Below are 18,680 nucleotides of genomic sequence, written 5' to 3' on the forward strand. Positions count from 1 at the left end.
ATGCATGACAAAGCGACTAAACAAATTGTGCTCAATCATTACCCAAGATTTTGCGCGAAAAACAAGCAAAAGTTGCATGCAGATTAAATTATTTCCACAATTAAGTATTACAATATTGAGCACATGAACAATGAACAACCCTGATTTACTGGCCGAAAGCTCCAAAGCCTTCAGCATAGTTATAGTAAATTACAAAACACCAGAAATCACCAAAATATGCTTGGACTTATTGCACCAGCATTTTGGCAGCAACAGCGTCCCGGTATGGGTAGTTGACAACTATTCCGCCGATGAAAGCACTGAGTATTTGCGAACGCTTGACTGGATCAATCTAATCGAGCGCTCTGTTTCTGAGCCAGAAGCAGGCCATATCGCGCATGGCAAAGCACTTGACCTGGTTCTGCAGCGAATTGATACCGATTATTTATTCCTGATGCACACTGATACATTTATTTTCGATAAAAATGTTTTTCCGATGATGCTGAATAAATGCTTGAAAAACCCAAAAGTCGTGGCCGTCGGTTGTGTTGAGCAAATAAACCGTGGTGCCACGAGAACGCTTTGGCGCTTTAGCTCACGACTGTTCAAACACCATTTCAGACGCCTGAAAATCTCCATGGGATTGCGTTCCAGAGAACCAAAACCGTACAAGGAAGTGTACTTGAAAAGCTTCTGTACATTGTGGAACTGCAAACTTGTCAAACAGCACAACATGCATTTTTCGATGGATGATCGCGTGCCCGGCTATACTCTCCAGGACCGCATGACCGAGCTTGGCTATGCCGTTGAAATGTTATCGCCGCGTAAAATCTTCAGCTATCTGGATCACATTCAGGCCGGCACTGTCGCAGCGGCTGGCGGCTATGATAAAACTCATAGACGAACCAAAATGTACAACAACATCCTTAAGCGCCTGAACAAGGATGACAGAAAAAAACCAAGCGACGAATAGACACAACGAGCAGTGCGTTCAACGCTGTTTTAAGTCACCCATAAGTCTTTATATCAAGTCATTGGAGCGGTAATGGCACCCATCACTCAAGCACTACCTATCACCCTGTCACCGGAGCTTGATTTCGACCAAAATGCCGCCAGCGCCTTTGGTGCCTCGTTGACCGGTAGCTATGTTCAGGCTACGCCATTTCCGCACATAGTCATCGACAACTTCTTGCACGAAGACCTGATTGCGAGCATCTGCTCGCACTTCCCGGTCGAGCCAACCAACAACGAAATGCACTACGAGCGTGGCTATAAGGGTCAACGAAAACGTCAAATCAGCCCCAACGAATGCGACCCCTATTTGAAGACTGTTTTCAACGCCTTTAACTCGGCCCCCATGTTGCAGTTTCTTGAAAAGCTCACGGGTATCGAAGGTTTGATACCCGACCCCTACTATACCGGTGGCGGCTTGCATGAAACCAAAAGCGGTGGTTTCCTCGGGGTACACTCGGACTTCAGGCTCAACAAAAAACTTAATGTTGAGCGCAGACTGAATATCATCATTTATCTGAATGAAGACTGGCAAGAGGAATACGGCGGCAACCTGGAACTTTGGGATGTCGGCATGAAGACCTGCCTTAAAAAAGTCCTGCCCATTTATAATCGCTGTGTCATTTTCAACACAGACAAAGACAGCAATCATGGGCACCCAGAGCCTTTGACGACTCCGGAGCACATCACCCGCAGGTCTATCGCGCTTTATTACTACACCGCAGGAACCATGGCGATCGATCCGGCACAAAGAAACAAAACCCACTACAAACCGAGACCCAAAGATCGTTTTAGCCTGAAGTACTACATGAATAAACTGATCAAGAAGAAAAACTGAACGGTATCGCCAGACGATCAAGTTCGTGCTTTTTAAAGCGTTAGCTTGCAAATCCGGATATGCCCCCACGCCCGGTTACAGCCATGTCATGGTTTTTTGATCTCTTCACTCTTCTCAGAGTCGTGGCACTACCGGCTGTGGGGGCTCTACGATCCTGAGCCAGGGCCAGCGAGCCTGATAACTTTTGGCCTTCTGATCGAACAGGTCTGGCCTGGGATTCTTTGGATTGATTCGAAGTAGCCCGTGCTCTGTGTCGGCCAGGCCGTTGGGCGCATAGACCTCGCCAGTTGCAACATCCAATCCAATGCAGGTACCGGCAATCAGGTAGCGATCAACCCCGTCCTTAGCCGACTGAAGCTGAGGATAGTCCCCGCCAAACCGCTGGCTGTACCACAGGTGAACGCGAGCCTGATTCTTGATCTCAATGTTCACGTCGAGATCCCTGAACAGACGCTCACCTGATTGGATGACCTCATTCTCTGCTTCCCAGGACAGATCCTCATCGAAGTAAAAGACGTCGTAGTCCTTCACTCCCCACTCTGGCGGGAGCTGTGACTGGTGATTCCACACGGCCTGGAACAAGCAACCGGCCGTGAGCAGGCATTGGTTCAAACCGAGCTCAGGTAAGCGGGTGGAAATTTCTGTGTTTACTGGATTGGCCATTGCGATCCTGACCAGGCTTTCGACTGTCAATGTCATCTTCATCCCTTTAAATCGATCTGATCCCGGCGATCGACAATACCGTCAGCGTTTTACAAATTCGAGAAAAACACCGCCCTTTTTTCACCCTCGGTCAATAGCGCCCTTGGCAACCCGCGACTATCGGCCAATCTGGCGCGAATCATGCCTGATTCAACGATATGAAGTCGGTACTGACTATGTGGGTGACACTTTTGAAGTGAGCCGCCGCTGTGCCTGCCCCGATAATCGATAGCATACTCACGAACTGCCGAGGTCAAGCATGACAAGCGCAACGACAGAACAAGTCAGCCCAGCAACGCTGAGAAAAGTGATTGTGGCCGCCGGCATCGGCAATTTCGTCGAGTGGTTCGACTTCGCTGTCTATGGCTTTTTGGCCACGACCATCGCCCAGCAATTTTTCCCCAGCGGCGATGCCAGTGCCGCGCTGCTCAAGACCTTTGCGGTATTCGCCGTGGCCTTTGCGTTTCGACCCCTTGGAGGGATTTTCTTCGGCATGCTGGGGGACAGGATCGGCCGCAAGCGAACCCTTGCGATGACGATTCTGCTGATGGCCGGAGCGACGACCTTGATCGGTCTGCTGCCCACTTATGCGGCAATCGGGGTCATGGCGCCGATTCTTCTGTCCCTGATCCGTTGCGCCCAAGGCTTTTCCGCCGGCGGAGAATACGCTGGTGCCTGTGCCTACCTGATGGAGCATGCACCGCGTGATAAACGCGCCTGGTACGGCAGCTTCATTCCGGTGTCGACATTTTCCGCCTTCGCCGCGGCAGCCGTGGTGGCCTACGCACTCGAGGCGTCATTATCGGCTGAAGCTATGGGTAGCTGGGGTTGGCGCCTGCCCTTTCTGATTGCCGCACCGCTGGGCCTGGTGGGTCTTTACCTGCGCTGGAAGCTCGATGAGACACCGGCATTCCAGGCGGTGACCGAGGAACACGCAGTCGCCCATTCCCCACTCAAGGAAACCTTGCGCAACCATGGTGCGGCGATCTGTTGCCTGGGTGCTTTTGTGTCACTCACGGCACTCTCGTTTTATATGTTCACCACCTATTTCGCGACCTACTTGCAAGTCGCCGGTGGCCTGAGTCGCGCAACAGCGTTGCTGGTGTCACTGATTGCATTGCTGTTCGCTGCAGCGATCTGCCCGCTGGCCGGGCTGTATTCGGACCGGGTCGGGCGTCGCATTACGGTGATGACGGCTTGCGCGCTGTTGATTGTGGTGGTGTATCCATCGTTCCTGATGGCCAGCTCCGGCTCGTTCGCCGCGTCCATCATCGGCGTCATGCTCCTGGCGATTGGCGCGGTGTTGTGTGGCGTGGTAACGGCGGCCCTGCTCTCGGAAACCTTCCCTACCCGTACTCGATACACCGCCTCGGCTATCACCTACAACATGGCGTATACCCTTTTCGGCGGCACCGCACCGCTGGTGGCGACGTGGCTGATCAGCACGACCGGCAGCAACTTGTCGCCGGCGTTCTATCTGATCGCGATTGCATTGCTCGCGCTGGCGGGCGGACTGGCATTGCCGGAAACTTCAAGGATTTCCCTGCATGACGTTGCGTCGGGGGAAAAAGGCGTAGCAGTCAGCGCTGCTACCTGAAACACCAAACGAGCCGGGACGGTGCTCAAGCCAGCAGTTCGCTGATCCACCGGGCCTGGCGCGCGATGTCCTGTACTGTCTCCTCGGGCACGGCTTGCTGCGCCCGGGCCAAGTGGGCCAGGGTCTTCTGCTTCTGGCGCAGCTTGCGCTGCCACTTGACCAGGAACGCCGGGCTGCGGGCCTGCATCTGCAACGGGCCGAAGTACAGCTGCTCGGCGGTGTACTCCACCGGCCCGACGCGCTCGGCGACGATGACTTCGTAGTCGAAGCGGTTTTCCCGCAGCACTTCCTCGCAGAGGATGCGGTAGCCATTTTCCATCAGCCATTGACGCAGTGGCTGCTCGCCGCCGTTGGGCTGCAGGATCAGGCGTTCCTGACCGCTCAGGCATGCCTTGCCGCTGTCGAGGATGTCGCGGATCGTTTCGCCGCCCATCCCGCAGATGCTGATCGCCGTGATCCCGTCTCCCGGCTCGATCGCCGCCAGGCCGTTGGCCAGGCGCACGGTGATCTGCTGGTCCAGGCCGTTTTCGCGCACGGTGCGTTCGGCCGAGTGGAACGGCGTCAAGGCCACCTCGCCGGCCACCGCCGCCGCGATGGCGCCACGGTGCATCAACGCCACCGGCAGGTAGCCGTGATCCGAACCGATATCGGCCAAGCGCGCACCGGCTGGCACATGCGCCGCCACGCGCTCCAGGCGCATGGACAAAGTCTGCTCGTTCAACTGCGGCCCCTTTTCACCACGAACGTCCGACACCTTCGGCCAGACAGGGGCGCGATTCTGTCGAGCATCGCCATGCATTTCAAATTTATTTGACTGGCCTTCAAGCCCCTGCACAATTGCCGGCTTTTTTCGCGACAGGACGTCACTCATGCAACGGATTGTAATTCCGGGCAATGCAGGTAGTGGCAAATCCAACTAGCGCAGCGATCGCAGCGGATGCCGGGATTTGTGAAGGCAACTATGCCCGGCGCACCGTTGATCACAGCGCAATCCCGACATTCAATCTCTGCGTTTATCAAGGCACTGACGACGCAGGACAAGGTTATTGATTTCCATGCAACTGACCGAGTAATCATCAGCATTATTTTTGGCCTTATCCTTGGCCTTGCCGCAATTGCCGTTGTCATTGCAATTGCCTTTCCCTTTTTGATCATTGTTGTTTTTTACGCAGTTTCTGACATCACTTGCACTGCCCGCATCATCGCAATTTGAACCGGCAAACGACATTGATGGCAAAGCCAGGGAGAATAGCAGTGTGCACACAGCGGCCGCGATGATTCGCATAACAAAGCTCCTGAGTAGTTTGCTACTTGACTGCAAGTACTGCCTTGAACAAGCACTGGGTAACTGTAGCAGGTCCCCTTGAGGAGGCTCGTCGACCTGATTGATAAATGCTGTGGACTAAGTTTTCTGCTGTTATTCAGTGACAGAAGTCTCAGGAGTCCTGCTGACGGTCCCCGGCTACTTCGCCATGATCTTCGCGGATTGATGCTGGCCCGAGCCGATCAAATCACCCGTGGCGAGGGAGCTTGCTCCCTCGCCACGGGTTTGCACGATGCCACTAAGGCAACGCATACACCCTGAACAGTTTTTTCACGGTAGCGTTGGTTCCGCCCAGGTACTGGTCGTAGGCCTTTTCTATGAACCCCGAGTGATAGGCTTCACTCAGGGCCATATCGACCAGCAAGCGGAAGTCTTCGTCGTTGCGCTCCACGATCATCGCCACCGGCGAGTACTCGAAGATGCGGTCCAGGAGCATCAGGTTCTTTGCCGCGCCCTCCTTGGTGACTTCGTTGCGCAGCAGCATGCGTTCGGAGAAGAAGGCATCGGCCTTGCCCTCGGCGACCAGCTTGATGCCCTCGTCGTTGTTGTCCACGGTCACCAGCGAAGCGATCACGTTGAGCAGGCGCATCTGTTCGCGAATCCAGTCTTCGGTCACGCCCCCCTCCAGGGTCGCGTAGGTTTGGTTGGCCAGACCGTTGTTGATGCTGGCACGCCAGGTCGGGCCGGTATTGGCGACCTTGCCATTGAGCACATTGAGCAGCGGTTCGCGAGCATCGCTGCGCACAACGACCGAGAGGCCGGCGGTGTAGATCGGTATGGAGTAACTGATCATCTTGCGCCGCTCCAGGGTGGGCGGTGTCGGCGTGCAGAGGATATCGACTTTACCCTGGCTCACGGCGTTGACCTCGTCCGAAATCTTGACGGGCTGGTAGCGCACTTGCAGGTCGGGCAGACCCAGCTCGCTCTTGAGCTTGTCGGCGACTTTCAGGCACAGGTCGATGGCGTAACCGCTGGCCTTGTCGCCTTCCTGCTTGCTGAAAGGGGCCAGGTCAGGCAAGTAGCCCAAGGTCAAGGTGTGGCTGCTGCGCACGCGTTCAACGGTGTTGGCGCCAGCCACTAGCGGCAGCGTCGAGAGTGCGAAGGCAAGCAGCAGTCTGGTGGTTGTGGCAAATGGTACGTTCATGTCCGGTTTCCCCGTATGCAGATGTCTGTGCAGTCCTGTTGGCCACGCCTAAGGGTTTGCGGCCCTGGCCTGGTTGGCCGCTGGCGCGTCGGTGAAGCGCTTGGCGAGGAATCCATAGAGCAGGTAGCCGAAAGCGAGCACCAGGGTGCCGCCCATCACTGCGTCCTTGCCGCAGGCATACAGGGCGTACAAGGAGTACGTGACTGCAATCAGCAAGACCACCACGTTACGCGTGTGAATCGCTGACGAGACCCCGGCCTTGTGCATGATCACCAGCAGGCCCGTCAGCGCAGTGATATAGGGGATGAGGTTGGTGACTGCCGCCAGGCTGACCAGCTTGCTGAACTGCGCGGCGGCATCGGGCGAGATGGTCGACAGGGCCATGAGGGTCTGCAGCACGCCGCAGACAATCATGCCGATGACGGGCGCATTCATGGAGTTGACCTTGCTGAACAGCTTGAGGAACAGGTTCTGGTCAGCCGTCATCTTGGCCGTTTGCGCCAGGGTAAATTGCCAGCCCAACAGCGAGCCGACGCAGGCCATGACCGCCAGGGCCATGACGATATTGCCGACCATCGGGCTGAATATCGTGGCGTAGACCAGCGCGAAGGGTGCGGAGGATTTGGCCAGCTCAGCGTTGGGAATGATGCCCTGGATCACGGTGGTCGACAGCACATAGACCACGGCGGCACCCAGGGTACCGAACAGGCAGGCCAACGGCACATTGCGCTTGGGGTTTTCCACGGCATCGGTGGCCTGGGCCGCCGACTCCATGCCCAGGAAGGCCCACAGGGTCAGGGGTATGGCTTTGCCAATGGCTTCGGAGATCGCCACGCTGTGCGGATTCCAGGCGGCGGCCAGCACATCAGGCTTGAACCAGAACCAGCCGATGATGCTCAGGCCCGCGACCGGAATGATCACGCCCCACACCGTGAACGCACCGATCTTGCCGGTGATGCTAGGGCCACCGAAGTTGGCAAAGGTAGTCAGCCAGATCAGCCCGATCGTGCCGACGCACAGTGGAATCGCACCCGTACCCAGCCAGGGCACGAAGGCGGTCATGTAGCCCACCGCCGAAATGGCCACGGCCACGTTGGCGATGGCCAGTGACAGGAAGTACAGGTACGAGCAGAGGAAAAAACCCGACTTTGAGTGGGCTTCTTCGGTGTAGGCGGACAAGCCGCCGGAGCGTGAGCAGAAGACGCCACACTGGGCAAAGCAGTAGGCGATGGCCATCGAACCAATCGCCGTGAAAATCCACGACAACAAAGAGACGGCACCCAATTGAGCCATGTTGGTGGGCAACATGATGATACCCGAGCCCATCATGTTGACCGTTACCAGCGTCGTGAGCCCCATCAGGCCCATTTTCTTGCTTGAATCAGCCATCGCAAACTCCTTGCCTTTTGCAGAGTTTTGAACCTGGGTCTGGCGACGTACAGCACGCGGCCGGACAGGGGCTAACGCTTACTGTTTGACCACATGAACTTTGTAGGTTGGCGCTTGTGAGCACTACAGCATCAGGCCTTGATCACGTACCCATACGCCCGGGTACGACCGCCTTCCTGCTTCAGGTACACGCCCTGCAACTCCGGTGTGAAACCGGGCAAGCGGTTGATGCCTTCTTCCAGGGCCAGGAAGTACTTGAGCACCGCGCCGCCCCAGATTTCACCCGGTACCACGCAGAGCACCCCCGGTGGATAGGGCAACGCGCCTTCGGCGGCAATACGCCCGTCGGCATCCGCCAGCGCCACCAGTTCGACGTTGCCGCGGATGTACTCGATTTGCGCTTGCTGCGGGTTCATGGCCTTTTTCGGGAAGTGTGCCTTGCGGAACATGTCCTTCTGCAACTGTTGCACGTTGTGGTGGCGGTACAGGTCGTGCATTTCCTGGCAGAGCTGGCGAATGGTGTAGTTGCGATAGCGTTCCTGATGCTGCGCGTAGATCGCCGGCAGCACCCGGCTCATCGGCGCGTCATCGCTGATGAAACGTTCGAAGCGGGCGATTTGCGCGGCCAGGTGGGTCATCTTCGCCCAGTCTTCGGCCGGCGTGAGCAGGAACAGGATCGAGTTGAGGTCGCACTTTTCCGGGACGATGCCGTTCTCGCGCAGGAAGTTGGCCAGGATGCCGGCGTGAATGCCGAAGTCGGTGTAGCTGCCGTCCACCGGGTCGATGCCCGGCGTGGTGAACAGCAACTTGCACGGGTCGATGAAGTACTGCTTCTCGGCGTAGCCGGCAAAGGCGTGCCAGCGGTCCTTGGGATGGAACTCGAAGAAACGGATGTCATTGGCGATTTCTTCCGTCGGATAGTCTTCCCACGCGCGCCCTTCAATGCTGTGCGGCACGAACGGGCGGACCATGGTGCAGGCTTCGAGGATCAACTTGCGCGCTTCGATGCCGAACTTCACGCAGTCTTCCCACAGGCGCAGGCCGCTGCGGCCTGAGTGAATGCGCGCGTTCACATCCAGCGAGGCGAACAACGGGTAGAACGGGCTGGTGGACGCCTGGGCCATGAACGCGTTGTTGAGCCGGTGATGGTTGCAATAGCGCGCCTGGCCTTTGATGTGGCGGTCCTTCTTGTGCACCTGGGAGGCCTGGGAAAAACCGGCCTGCTGCTTGTGCACCGACTGGGTGACGAAGATGCCCGGGTCGTTCTCGTTGAGGTCGAGCAACAGCGGCGAGCAGTCTTTCATCATCGGAATGAACTGCTCGTAGCCGACCCACGCCGAGTCGAACAGGATGTAGTCACACAGTTTGCCGATGCGGTCGACCACTTGCCGGGCGTTGTAGATGGTGCCGTCATAAGTGCCCAGTTGAATGATCGCCAGGCGGAACGGCCGCGGCAGTTGCGCCTTGTCCGGGGCGACCTCGGCAATCAGTTCGCGCAGGTAGTCCTCTTCGAAACAGTGGGCGTCGATGCCGCCGATGAAGCCGTAAGGGTTGCGCGCGGTTTCGAGGTACACCGGCGTGGCACCGGCCTGCAGCAACGCGCCCTGGTGATTGGATTTGTGATTGTTGCGGTCGAACAACACCAGGTCGCCGGGGGTCAACAGGGCGTTGGTCACCACCTTGTTCGACGCCGAGGTGCCGTTGAGCACGAAGTAGGTCTTGTCGGCGTTGAACACTTGCGCGGCGTGTTTCTGCGCCAACAATGCCGGGCCTTCGTGGATCAGCAGGTCGCCGAGCTTGACGTCGGCGTTGCACATGTCGGCGCGAAACAGCGTCTCGCCGAAGAAGTCGAAAAACTGCCGACCGGCCGGATGTTTGCGAAAGAACTGGCCGCCCTGGTGGCCGGGGCAGGCAAAGGTCGCGTTGGCCGCTTCGGTGTAGTGTTTGAGCGAGTCGAAGAACGGTGGCAGCAGGCTTTCTTCGTAGGCCTTGGCCGCTGTCTCCAGTTGGTTGCCGTGGTATTCGGCATTATTGCTGGATAAGTCGAAGACGCCATTGACCTGCAAGATGACATCCTGCAGTTGCTTGTAGATCGCCAGGGAGCGATTGCTGCGGCCCTGAGAGGCCACCAGGAAGATCGGGATGTCGAAGCCGGTGCGCTTGATGGCATCCAGCACCCCGGCGGCCAAGTCATCAACGCAGAGCACGGCGACAGCGACATCGGTAAAGTCCGTCTGGTCGAATCGGACGATTTCACGGGTATTACGAAAACAATCCCGGACCGCATCGCTGGCAGCGATTTTCAAAGCGTTCATATCCAGAATCTCTCGGTCTGCTTGACGTTGAAGTTCCTGGGACGAGCGCCTTCAGGGGCATCATGTCCCGGGGTCCGGAGCGATTGCCCTATTGGGTATAGTCCATTTTTACAATCTGTTACCCCTTGCCGAAATTTTATCGGTGAATGAAACACCCCATCGGTTACCTCCAACCTCTGGGGTGCTGCTCATCCAGCCATCAGGTGCGCCCGGCGGAACCTGTCACGGGCAGGTTCCCGAGCAGCTTGAGCCCGGTACTCTTCACGAACGTCTCATAGTCCATCGGCTTCTCGATTCGGGTTTCTGCGTTAGGCAGCACATAGGCCCAGGCACGTTTGGACGATGCGTCGTACACCAGCTTGAACAGGCGGGTCGGGACCCAGACCTGGTTATCGCCGATGGTCGAGTGACCCGGGTCAAAGAGCGGGCCGGTAAAGACAAACACGTTGCCATCGGCGCGCTTGGCAAACTTGCGGACATCAGACTCGACCTTGCTCCAGACCTTCCGGTTGTTGGTCGGGTCTTGCGGCACCATGTTCGACAGCGCAAAGGATTGGGCCATTGCCTTGGGGCTCGGGGCATCGGCTGCCGGGGATTGATGGCCACGGTCCACGGCCGGGTGCTGGCTGCGGTAGTCGCTCAACTCGGCGCGCCCACTCTTGGGAATGCGTGGGTCCGGGTAGAACTGGTTGGTGCGCTCCTCCCCTTTGGCATCCTGCAACTGGGCCGCATTCAGGCGTTCGACCACCACCAGCGGGGTCTTGCTGGTTTGCGAGTACAGCACCGCAAAGTTGTCGGAACACAGCGCCAGGGGTTTCATCGATGCGGGCACTGTGGCCGTGTTGATCGGTTTCGCAGCCGGGAACAGGTCGGCGCAGCCGTCAAATGATGCCTGTTTCTGTTTGCTTGAATAGAGGTCCAGGGCCGCATTCTGGCTGATCGAGCCCGAGCGGGACGCTTGTTCATGTTGCGCGGTGGGTGGCTTGAGGAGGTCCAGCAGACTGCGGGCTTGCGCCCCGGTCGAGAGCAAAACAAGGGCCGACAGCCCAACTGCAATTTTGCGTAGGTACATGGGTTAAATCTTCGAATGGGATTGAGGGATGAACGTACGGCGAGGCCCGATTCACTGAACCGGGTGGGGGGCGTTGCTTGTTATGTGGCGGCGATCATGCTTTCGCTGTCCTTGATCAAGTTACCGATCCGGGGCCGGTCGGTTCGACCGCTGAGGGTCGTGCGGGGTGTATGGACCACGACAAGATCGGTTAGTGCAATGCCGTACTCAGCAGCCATATTATTGTGACGCTGTGGTGGATGACTTATCCAGCACCGCTCGATACCCTTTCGCACCCTGGTGCCTGACGGCCGTTCAGGTCAAACCACACTTCATCCAGACGAACCAAAAATGAAATCCTCCGCAGGTTTGCTGTTGTCAGGTATCGAGCTGGACCGTGCCAGTTCCATCCCCTTGTACCGCCAACTCTACTTGCAGATTCGCAAACAGATTCTCAGTGGCAGGATTCAGGGAGGCGTGCGCCTGCCGTCCACCCGGACCTTGAGCAAGGAACTGCAGCTGTCGCGAATCAGCATTCTCAATGCCTTCGATCAGCTGATTGCCGAAGGCTTTCTGACGTCGCGGACCGGGGCCGGGACCTATGTCGGCCATGAATGGGAAAGCCGCGGTATCGATGACGATGAGTACAAGCGCCAGCCTCCTCGCCTGTCCGACCTGAGCCAGTCCATGCTGTCGTTGCGCAGCGATCATTTCCGCGGCGTTTCCTATGCCGACTGGGCGACCGGGAGCCCGACCTCGTTCCTGCCCAGCCACAGCGCCTACGATGCCTTCCCGCAATCGGTCTGGAAGCGGCTGTTGAACCGCCACCTGCACAAGCCGACCAAGGCCATGCTCGGCTATGGCGAACTACAGGGATTGCTGGCCCTGCGCGAGGCGATTGCCGAATACGTCTTCGATGCCCGTGGCATTGATTGCAGTGCCGATCAGGTGGTCATCGTGTCCGGCGCCCAGCAAGCCTTCAACCTGCTGGGCATGCTGTTGCTCAATCCGCAGGACAGTTTCTGGATGGAGGATCCGGGGCATATCGCGGCGCGCATTGCGCTCCAGGCCCAAGGTGGTCAGGTCGTGCCGTTGCGCATCGACGAACAGGGGATCGATGTCCAGCAAGGACTGGCCCTGTGTCCTGACGCCCGCCTGGTGTTTACCACACCTTCTCGTCAGCATCCCCTGGGCGTCACCATGAGTTATGGGCGACGCCAGGAACTCATCGACTGGGCCGCCCAGAATCAAAGCTGGATCATCGAGGACGACTGCGACAGCGAGTTTCGCTACAACGGCCGCCCCCTGCCGGCACTCTATGCCATGGACCAATGGGCCCGGGTCATCTACGCCGGAACCTTCAGCAAGGTGCTCTTCCCCTCGCTACGACTGGGTTACGTGATACTGCCGAACGCCTTGATCGAACCCTTCTGCACCTTGCGGGCGGTCATGGATCGCAGCCCGCCCACACTGCTCCAGGCCGTCACGGCGGACTTCATGCGCGAAGGCCACTTTCTCGGCCATATTCGTCGAATGCGCGCGCTGTACCAGGCTCGCCAGCAGGCACTGGTCGAACACCTGCAGAAACGCCTGGGGACTTTCTTCAGGATCACGCCGGTGGAAGCCGGCATGCACCTGATCGCCTGGTTACCCGCGCATCTCGATGACGACGCCGTGGCCAGGGAACTCGGCCAGCATGGCATTCATACCTATCCCCTGAGCGACTACTGCGTCGAGCATGTCCTGCCGCCGGCACTGTTGATCGGCTTTGCCAGCACCCCTGAGGACCAGGCCGAAGCGCGCGTCGAAGCGCTGGCCCAGGCGCTGGACAAGATGGGCTATCTGCAGCCGGCCACTTGACGCAAGGCAAGTGGTCTTATGATTTAACTGATAATGGATCTATCGAGAGTTCCTGACTGGCGCGATAAAGGCTGCGCCGGTAGACCCGGTGTCTGAACCAGGAACGACTCGAATGAACAATAAGATCCAGGAACGATTCAACGCCTTGCTCAGCCATAAGGCTGTCGAGGCCGAGGCTCCCCCCCTACTGACCGCGGCACTGGCCCGCCAGTTGCTTGACCGACTGGCACAACTGCGCCTGTTTGCCCATGCCTACCCCTTGCTGACCAACCTGACCCACGGCCGTGTCACACCGGGCCACCTGCTGGACTTCGCCTATCGCCACGAACTGCAGGGCCTGAGCCTGCACTTGCTCGACGGTGAGGAAAACAGCCTGAGTCAAATGACAGCCGCGCAGCTTCAGGCGTTCGCTGCCAAGGCCAAAACACTCGGGCTGGACGTGCATCTGGAAATCAGCAGCACCCTGAAAAAAGATGTCGATCAAGTGATCGCCATTGCCAAGGCGCTGGGCACCCGCAACATCCGTGTCTACTCACGCTACGAAGGGGCGCTGTCCCGGGTCATGGACATAATCGAGTCAGACCTGCACTACCTCGCGCAGCAGGCAGACGAGCACGACCTGTACTTCGACTTCGAGCAGCATGAGGAACTCAAGAGTGGCGAAATCGCGCAACTGCTGAGCCGGCTGAACCACCCTCGCCTGCACGCCCTATTCGACTTCGGCAACATGATCAATGCCTGCGAACAGCCCCTGGCGGCACTGCGCGCCCTGGCCCCGCACATACGCCAGACCCACCTCAAGGGTGTGCGCATCGTCCCTGAGCAAAACGGCTTCGGGCATTACGGCGTGCTGCAAGGCAGTGACGAAGACGACCTGCCCAGCGCACGCATGTTGTTCGAATTGCTGATGCTCGGCGAATCAACCCCGCAAGTGATCGCCTTCATCCTTGAGCAGGAAAACCACTACATCGCCCCGGCGTTCCGCCAGCTCGACGAAGCCGCCGACCCGTTCATTGCGTACCGGGAAATGAGTGAAACAGCGCTGCCGGAAGGCTTCTCGCTGGAGCGAATGCTGGCCGATGAGCACCGTTGGGCAAACAACCAGGTCGCCTACGTACGAGGTCTGCTGGCCGAGTTCCGAACCCTGGCCGAGTTGACCCTGGCCCATTGCGCTAACGCCTGAACCTGACGTGCCGACCGGCACTGCCTACCCAATTACGCCTGGAGAACAATAATGACATCCCAAGACAAGGCCAAATGGCTCAGATTCCTGATTCTCATCCTCGGTGGCGGCACCATCTACAAGCTGGCGAATCTCAAAGACGCCTTTTATATCCCCATGCAAGAATTCATGGGGCTATCCCACACTGAAATCGGCGTGCTGCTGAGCGCCAACGCCATCATCGCCACCGCGCTGTTCGTAGTGGGCGGCATGCTCGCCGACCGGTACGACACGCGCAAGCTGATCCCCCTCGGCCTGATCGGTACCGGCGGGCTCGGGCTCTACCTGGCGACCTTTCCGCCCTTCAGCAATCTGCTGGTGGTGTTCTGCCTGCTGGCCGTGTGTGCCGACTGCCTCTTTTGGCCTTCGCTGCTCAAAGCCATCCGCAACCTGGGCGACGATAAGGAACAGGGGCGCCTGTTTGGCCTTCTCGAAGGCGGGCGTGGCGTCATTGATACCCTGGTCGCCTTCTCTGCGCTGGGCGTCTTCGTCGCCATGGGCTCCGGTGAAAACGGTCTGAAGTCGGCGATCCTCTTCTACTCGGTCATCGACATTCTTGCCGGTACCCTGACCTGGCTGCTGCTCAAGAGCGGCAATACCCAGTCGACCGTCAAGCCGAAGAACGGATTGTCGAACCTGCTCGAGGCCATCAAGGTGCCGGGCATCTGGCTGGTCAGCCTCAACGTGTTCATGGTCTACATCGTGTACTGCGGCCTGACCTATTTCATTCCCTACCTCAAGGAAATGTACGAACTGCCCGTGGCCCTGGTAGGCGCCTACGGCATCATCAACCAGTACTTCCTCAAGATCCTGGGCGGCCCTGCTGGCGGCTTCATTGCCGACAAACAGTTCAAGAGTTCCAGCCGCTATCTGAAGTGGGCATTCCTGGCGTTGTTGCCCCTGATGGGCGTCATTATGCTCATCCCGAAAAGCCCGGATTACATCTACGCAGGCATGGCGGCCACCCTCTCCTTCGCGCTGATTGTCTTTTCCATGCGCGGTGTGTTCTGGGCCCCCATGGGTGAAGTCGGCATTCCCCAACACATCACTGGTTCAGCCTTCGGGATCGGTTGCCTGATCGGCTATGCGCCGGGCATGTTTGCCTACGTCATTTATGGCGCAATCCTTGACCACTTCCCGGGTCAACAAGGCTACAACTACGTGTTCTCGTTGATGAGCGTCTTGGCCATTGTCGGGTTCATGGTGTCCAGCTTGCTGTATCAAGCAGTCCGCAAAAACGCCACGATCACTGGCAAGGTCAGCGCCGCGCAAGCCTGAACATAGGTGGGTGTAACCGTCGCAACACAACGCAGCGCGGCGGTAACCGGAGTCTCTCGGTTACCGCCGCACGGCGTAGCCATCAAAATGCGAAGTCGGCCTCGTCCATGGCCATCAGGCAATGGGCTCCACCCCGCAGGCATTCGCGGTGGCCACTGGCACGGGGCAGCACCCGGCGCCAGTAAAAATCCGCCGCTTGCAGCTTGGCCCGATAGAACCCGGATTCGTCGGTACCTGCATCCAGTGCGTCTTGGGCACGCACAGCCGCCTGCAACCACAGCCCGCCCACCAGCACGTAAGCGCTGTACGCCAGGAAGTCCACCGACATGGCGCCGATTTCCTGCACATCACGCCGACACGCCTCGACCACCTCGGCGCCAAGCTCACGCCACTCGGTGAGACGCTGCTGCATGGCCTCGGCCATTTCCCTCAGCGCTGCTTGCGAGCCGGCCGCATCGGCATGCACGGCCAGTTCATCGATCAGGGCGTCCAGTTCCGTGGCGCCATCGCCCAGCACCTTGCGCCGAAGCAGATCCAGCGCCTGGATACCGTTGGTACCCTCGTATAGCTGGGTGATGCGGCTGTCACGCATCAACTGCTCCATGCCCCACTCGCGGATGTAACCGTGGCCGCCGTACAACTGAACGCCCAGGCTGGCGACTTCCTGGCCGACGTCGGTGAAGAAGGCCTTGACGATCGGAATCAGCAGCGCCGCCCGACGACTCGCGTTCTGGCGAACCTCGGGTTGCGGGTCGCCGTGTTCGAGGTCCAGTTGCAGGGCGGTGTAGGCCGCGAGCAAACGGCAGCCTTCGCTCAAGGTTTTTTGCGTCAGCAGCATGCGGCGAACATCGGGGTGGACGATGATCGGGTCGGCACTCTTGTCCGGCGCCACCGGACCGCTGATGGCCCGCGATTGCAGGCGTTCGCGGGCATAAGCGAGGCCACCCTGGAAGGCTGCCTCGGCGATGCCCAGTCCCTGTAAGCCAACCTGGAAGCGTGCATCGTTCATCATGGTGAACATGCACGCCAGCCCCTGATTCGGTTGGCCGATCAACCAGCCTTGTGCGCCATCGAAGTTCATCACGCAGGTGGACGCGCCCTTGATGCCCATCTTGTGTTCCAGTGCGCCACAGCTCAGCGAATTACGCTGCCCCTGTGTTCCATCGCCAGCGGCAATGAACTTGGGAACCAGGAACAGGCTGATGCCCTTCACGCCGGCCGGTGCATCCGGCAAACGGGCAAGGACCAGGTGAATGATGTTGGCGGTCAGGTCCTGCTCGCCGCCGCTGATGAAAATCTTGCTGCCGCTGACCTGATAGCTGCCGTCGGCTTGAGGCTGGGCACGGGTTCGCAGCAGGGCAAGGTCGGTACCAGCCTGGGGCTCGGTGAGGCACATGGTGCCGGACCATTCTCCGCTGACCATTTTCTCCAGGTAAGCCTGTTTGAGCGCCGCGCTGCCATGGCGATGCAGAGCCAGCACCGCGCCTTCGGTGAGGCCGGAATAAATGCGAAAGGACAATGAGGCGGCCATCAGCATTTCATGGAAGCTGGCCGAAATCAGTTGTGGAAAACCCTGGCCGGCGAACTCCAGCGGCCCGGTCATGCTCGCCCAGCCGTTATCGACGTACTGCCGGTAGGCGTCGCGAAATCCCTGGGGCGTGGTGACGTGTCCGTCGTGAAGTTGGCAACCCTGCTCGTCACTGTTGCGGTTCAGCGGTGCGACCACTTCGCCGGCGAAGCGCGCGGCTTCTTCGAGGACGCCGTCAATGGTTTCCCGGTCCAGACCCTTGTTCAACCGATCACAATGACCGCTGACATCGAACACTTCGTGCAGCACGAAACGCATGTCGCGCAGGGGAGCTTGATACTTCATGGCGGGCCTCATGGGTTGGCGCAGTGGAAAAGATTGCCGTCACCCTAAGCAGGCGCCTACTATTTTTGAAATTTCATTTTCATATGCCTGGTATTTGTAATTTGAATTTAAAAAGCTTCGATCTGAATTTGCTCCGGGTCCTCGATATGCTGCTGCGCGAACAGAACGTGTCGCGAGCGGCCGAGTGTCTCGCGCTCAGCCAGCCCACGGTCAGCAACGCCCTCGCCCGCCTGCGCTCACTGTTCGACGACCCGTTGCTGGTGCGTGTTGGCCGCCACATGCAACCCACCTCCCGGGCGCTGGCGCTGGAGGGGCCGATTCGTGCGGCCTTGCAACAGATCGAACAGACACTCAATGCCGGGGAGACCTTCGACCCACGCCTGAGCCAGCAGCAGGTGCGCATCGCCCTGACCGACTTTGTCGAACAGCTGTGCATGCCGCCCTTGCTGGCGCGCCTGGGAGAACTGGCGCCAAACCTGCGTATCGACGTTGCTCACCTTGCCCCCAGCCTTCCTGCCGAACTGCTGGACCGGGGTGAACTGGACATGGTTCTGGGACGCTTCGAAGAAGTGCCGGCGCGTTTCACCCGCCGGGCCTGGCACAGCGAAACCCTGCGACTGGCGGTGCGCAAGCAGCATCCGCTGGCACGAGACACACTCACACTGGATGACTTTCTGGGCCTGCGCCATCTCTGGGTGAGTGGCGGTCAGTCGCGCGGCATGGTCGACCAATGGCTGGGCAAGCAAGGCCTGTCGAGGAAAATCGTCTACACCACACCCAACTACTTGCAGGCGGCGCACCTGGTCGCCCATTCAGACTTGAGCGTCGTCCTGCCGACCCAGTTGGCCAATCAATTCGCGCAGCTGTTACCGCTGCAGGTGTTCGAATTGCCGTTCGACGTCGGCTCGTTCCAACTCGAACTGGTGTATCTGGCGCAACGCCAACATGAGCCGGCGTTGGCGTGGCTGATCGAGCAAATCCTGGCGGTGCGGCCGGTTTGAACTGACGCCCGGCATAACGCCTTGCCTGAAATTGCAAAGGGCGGACGTCGGATCGCTATACAGTGAACTACTGTCAGTCATAGGCGTGGCGCCCAC

15 protein-coding genes are annotated in these 18,680 nt (G+C 58.7%); 7 read left to right on the top strand and 8 right to left on the bottom strand.

The window, feature by feature from the left end; translation table 11 throughout:
* Positions 1-130 precede the first annotated feature (130 nt).
* Both KGA85_RS15290 and KGA85_RS15295 read left to right on the top strand, forming a co-directional pair.
* A complete protein-coding gene (locus tag KGA85_RS15290) occupies positions 131-952 on the top strand; it encodes a glycosyltransferase (RefSeq protein ID WP_223455810.1) in 822 nt (273 codons plus the stop codon).
* A gap of 72 nt (positions 953-1,024) precedes the next feature.
* Positions 1,025-1,828 (top strand): 2OG-Fe(II) oxygenase, encoded by an 804-nt coding sequence (locus KGA85_RS15295; RefSeq protein ID WP_223455811.1) that lies wholly within the window; start codon positions 1,025-1,027, stop codon positions 1,826-1,828.
* Between the two features lie 114 nt (positions 1,829-1,942).
* On the opposite strand, the gene KGA85_RS15300 is transcribed toward KGA85_RS15295, so the two are convergent.
* Entirely contained in the window at positions 1,943-2,527 is a 585-nt protein-coding gene (locus tag KGA85_RS15300) for a nucleotidyltransferase family protein (RefSeq protein ID WP_223455861.1), read from the bottom strand.
* Positions 2,528-2,789: 262 nt separating this feature from the next.
* Here KGA85_RS15300 and KGA85_RS15305 point away from each other — a divergent pair, with 262 nt between their 5' ends.
* Entirely contained in the window at positions 2,790-4,127 is a 1,338-nt protein-coding gene (locus KGA85_RS15305; protein WP_223455812.1) for an MFS transporter, read from the top strand.
* A 25-nt stretch (positions 4,128-4,152) separates the two neighbouring features.
* On the opposite strand, the gene KGA85_RS15310 is transcribed toward KGA85_RS15305, so the two are convergent.
* The 6 genes from KGA85_RS15310 to KGA85_RS15335 all read right to left on the bottom strand — a co-directional run bounded on the left by KGA85_RS15310 (position 4,153) and on the right by KGA85_RS15335 (position 11,371).
* Positions 4,153-4,848 (bottom strand): tRNA (adenine(22)-N(1))-methyltransferase, encoded by a 696-nt coding sequence (locus KGA85_RS15310; protein ID WP_317848725.1) that lies wholly within the window; start codon positions 4,846-4,848, stop codon positions 4,153-4,155.
* Between the two features lie 279 nt (positions 4,849-5,127).
* Complete coding sequence (locus KGA85_RS15315; protein ID WP_223455814.1) at positions 5,128-5,412, bottom strand: hypothetical protein; 285 nt, start codon at positions 5,410-5,412, stop codon at positions 5,128-5,130.
* 277 nt (positions 5,413-5,689) lie between these two features.
* Positions 5,690-6,595: an amino acid ABC transporter substrate-binding protein gene (locus KGA85_RS15320; RefSeq protein WP_223455815.1), complete on the bottom strand. Its 906-nt coding sequence runs from the start codon at positions 6,593-6,595 to the stop codon at positions 5,690-5,692.
* A 48-nt stretch (positions 6,596-6,643) separates the two neighbouring features.
* Positions 6,644-7,984 carry a putrescine-ornithine antiporter gene (potE, locus tag KGA85_RS15325; RefSeq protein WP_223455816.1) on the bottom strand — a complete coding sequence of 447 codons (1,341 nt, stop codon included), beginning with the start codon at positions 7,982-7,984 and terminating at the stop codon, positions 6,644-6,646.
* 131 nt (positions 7,985-8,115) lie between these two features.
* The gene (gene speF / locus KGA85_RS15330) at positions 8,116-10,299 is read right to left on the bottom strand and encodes an ornithine decarboxylase SpeF (RefSeq protein WP_223543200.1); all 2,184 of its coding nucleotides are present in this window, start codon (positions 10,297-10,299) and stop codon (positions 8,116-8,118) included.
* 199 nt (positions 10,300-10,498) lie between these two features.
* Entirely contained in the window at positions 10,499-11,371 is an 873-nt protein-coding gene (locus KGA85_RS15335; RefSeq protein ID WP_223455818.1) for a DNA/RNA non-specific endonuclease, read from the bottom strand.
* Between the two features lie 330 nt (positions 11,372-11,701).
* Here KGA85_RS15335 and KGA85_RS15340 point away from each other — a divergent pair, with 330 nt between their 5' ends.
* The 3 genes from KGA85_RS15340 (at position 11,702) to KGA85_RS15350 (ending at position 15,710) form a co-directional block, all read left to right on the top strand.
* Positions 11,702-13,210, top strand: a complete 1,509-nt coding sequence (locus tag KGA85_RS15340) for a PLP-dependent aminotransferase family protein (protein WP_223455819.1) — start codon at positions 11,702-11,704, stop codon at positions 13,208-13,210.
* Positions 13,211-13,322: 112 nt separating this feature from the next.
* Positions 13,323-14,393 carry a sugar phosphate isomerase/epimerase family protein gene (locus KGA85_RS15345; protein ID WP_223533180.1) on the top strand — a complete coding sequence of 357 codons (1,071 nt, stop codon included), beginning with the start codon at positions 13,323-13,325 and terminating at the stop codon, positions 14,391-14,393.
* Positions 14,394-14,444: 51 nt separating this feature from the next.
* Positions 14,445-15,710 (top strand): MFS transporter, encoded by a 1,266-nt coding sequence (locus tag KGA85_RS15350; RefSeq protein ID WP_223455821.1) that lies wholly within the window; start codon positions 14,445-14,447, stop codon positions 15,708-15,710.
* An 82-nt stretch (positions 15,711-15,792) separates the two neighbouring features.
* Here KGA85_RS15350 and KGA85_RS15355 read toward each other — a convergent pair whose 3' ends face one another.
* Positions 15,793-17,583: an acyl-CoA dehydrogenase C-terminal domain-containing protein gene (locus tag KGA85_RS15355; RefSeq protein ID WP_223533184.1), complete on the bottom strand. Its 1,791-nt coding sequence runs from the start codon at positions 17,581-17,583 to the stop codon at positions 15,793-15,795.
* An 83-nt stretch (positions 17,584-17,666) separates the two neighbouring features.
* Between KGA85_RS15355 and KGA85_RS15360 the strand changes: the two genes are divergently transcribed.
* A complete protein-coding gene (locus tag KGA85_RS15360) occupies positions 17,667-18,584 on the top strand; it encodes a LysR family transcriptional regulator (protein ID WP_223455823.1) in 918 nt (305 codons plus the stop codon).
* Positions 18,585-18,680 lie beyond the last annotated feature (96 nt).

The organism is Pseudomonas sp. GL-B-12 (genome assembly GCF_019955895.1).
In the GTDB taxonomy this organism is placed as follows: Bacteria; Pseudomonadota; Gammaproteobacteria; order Pseudomonadales; family Pseudomonadaceae; genus Aquipseudomonas.

Bases quoted from the DNA above. Each gene is read 5' to 3' on its own strand.
- KGA85_RS15305 (WP_223455812.1), top strand. From the start codon at position 2,790: ATGACAAGCGCAACGACAGAACAAGTCAGCCCAGCAACGCTGAGAAAA.
- KGA85_RS15290 (WP_223455810.1), top strand. From the start codon at position 131: ATGAACAACCCTGATTTACTGGCCGAAAGCTCCAAAGCCTTCAGCATA.
- KGA85_RS15295 (WP_223455811.1), top strand. From the start codon at position 1,025: ATGGCACCCATCACTCAAGCACTACCTATCACCCTGTCACCGGAGCTT.
- KGA85_RS15360 (WP_223455823.1), top strand. From the start codon at position 17,667: ATGCCTGGTATTTGTAATTTGAATTTAAAAAGCTTCGATCTGAATTTG.
- KGA85_RS15350 (WP_223455821.1), top strand. From the start codon at position 14,445: ATGACATCCCAAGACAAGGCCAAATGGCTCAGATTCCTGATTCTCATC.
- KGA85_RS15320 (WP_223455815.1), bottom strand. From the start codon at position 6,595: ATGAACGTACCATTTGCCACAACCACCAGACTGCTGCTTGCCTTCGCA.
- KGA85_RS15315 (WP_223455814.1), bottom strand. From the start codon at position 5,412: ATGCGAATCATCGCGGCCGCTGTGTGCACACTGCTATTCTCCCTGGCT.
- KGA85_RS15335 (WP_223455818.1), bottom strand. From the start codon at position 11,371: ATGTACCTACGCAAAATTGCAGTTGGGCTGTCGGCCCTTGTTTTGCTC.
- KGA85_RS15345 (WP_223533180.1), top strand. From the start codon at position 13,323: ATGAACAATAAGATCCAGGAACGATTCAACGCCTTGCTCAGCCATAAG.
- KGA85_RS15355 (WP_223533184.1), bottom strand. From the start codon at position 17,583: ATGAAGTATCAAGCTCCCCTGCGCGACATGCGTTTCGTGCTGCACGAA.
- potE (WP_223455816.1), bottom strand. From the start codon at position 7,984: ATGGCTGATTCAAGCAAGAAAATGGGCCTGATGGGGCTCACGACGCTG.
- KGA85_RS15300 (WP_223455861.1), bottom strand. From the start codon at position 2,527: ATGACATTGACAGTCGAAAGCCTGGTCAGGATCGCAATGGCCAATCCA.
- speF (WP_223543200.1), bottom strand. From the start codon at position 10,299: ATGAACGCTTTGAAAATCGCTGCCAGCGATGCGGTCCGGGATTGTTTT.
- KGA85_RS15340 (WP_223455819.1), top strand. From the start codon at position 11,702: ATGAAATCCTCCGCAGGTTTGCTGTTGTCAGGTATCGAGCTGGACCGT.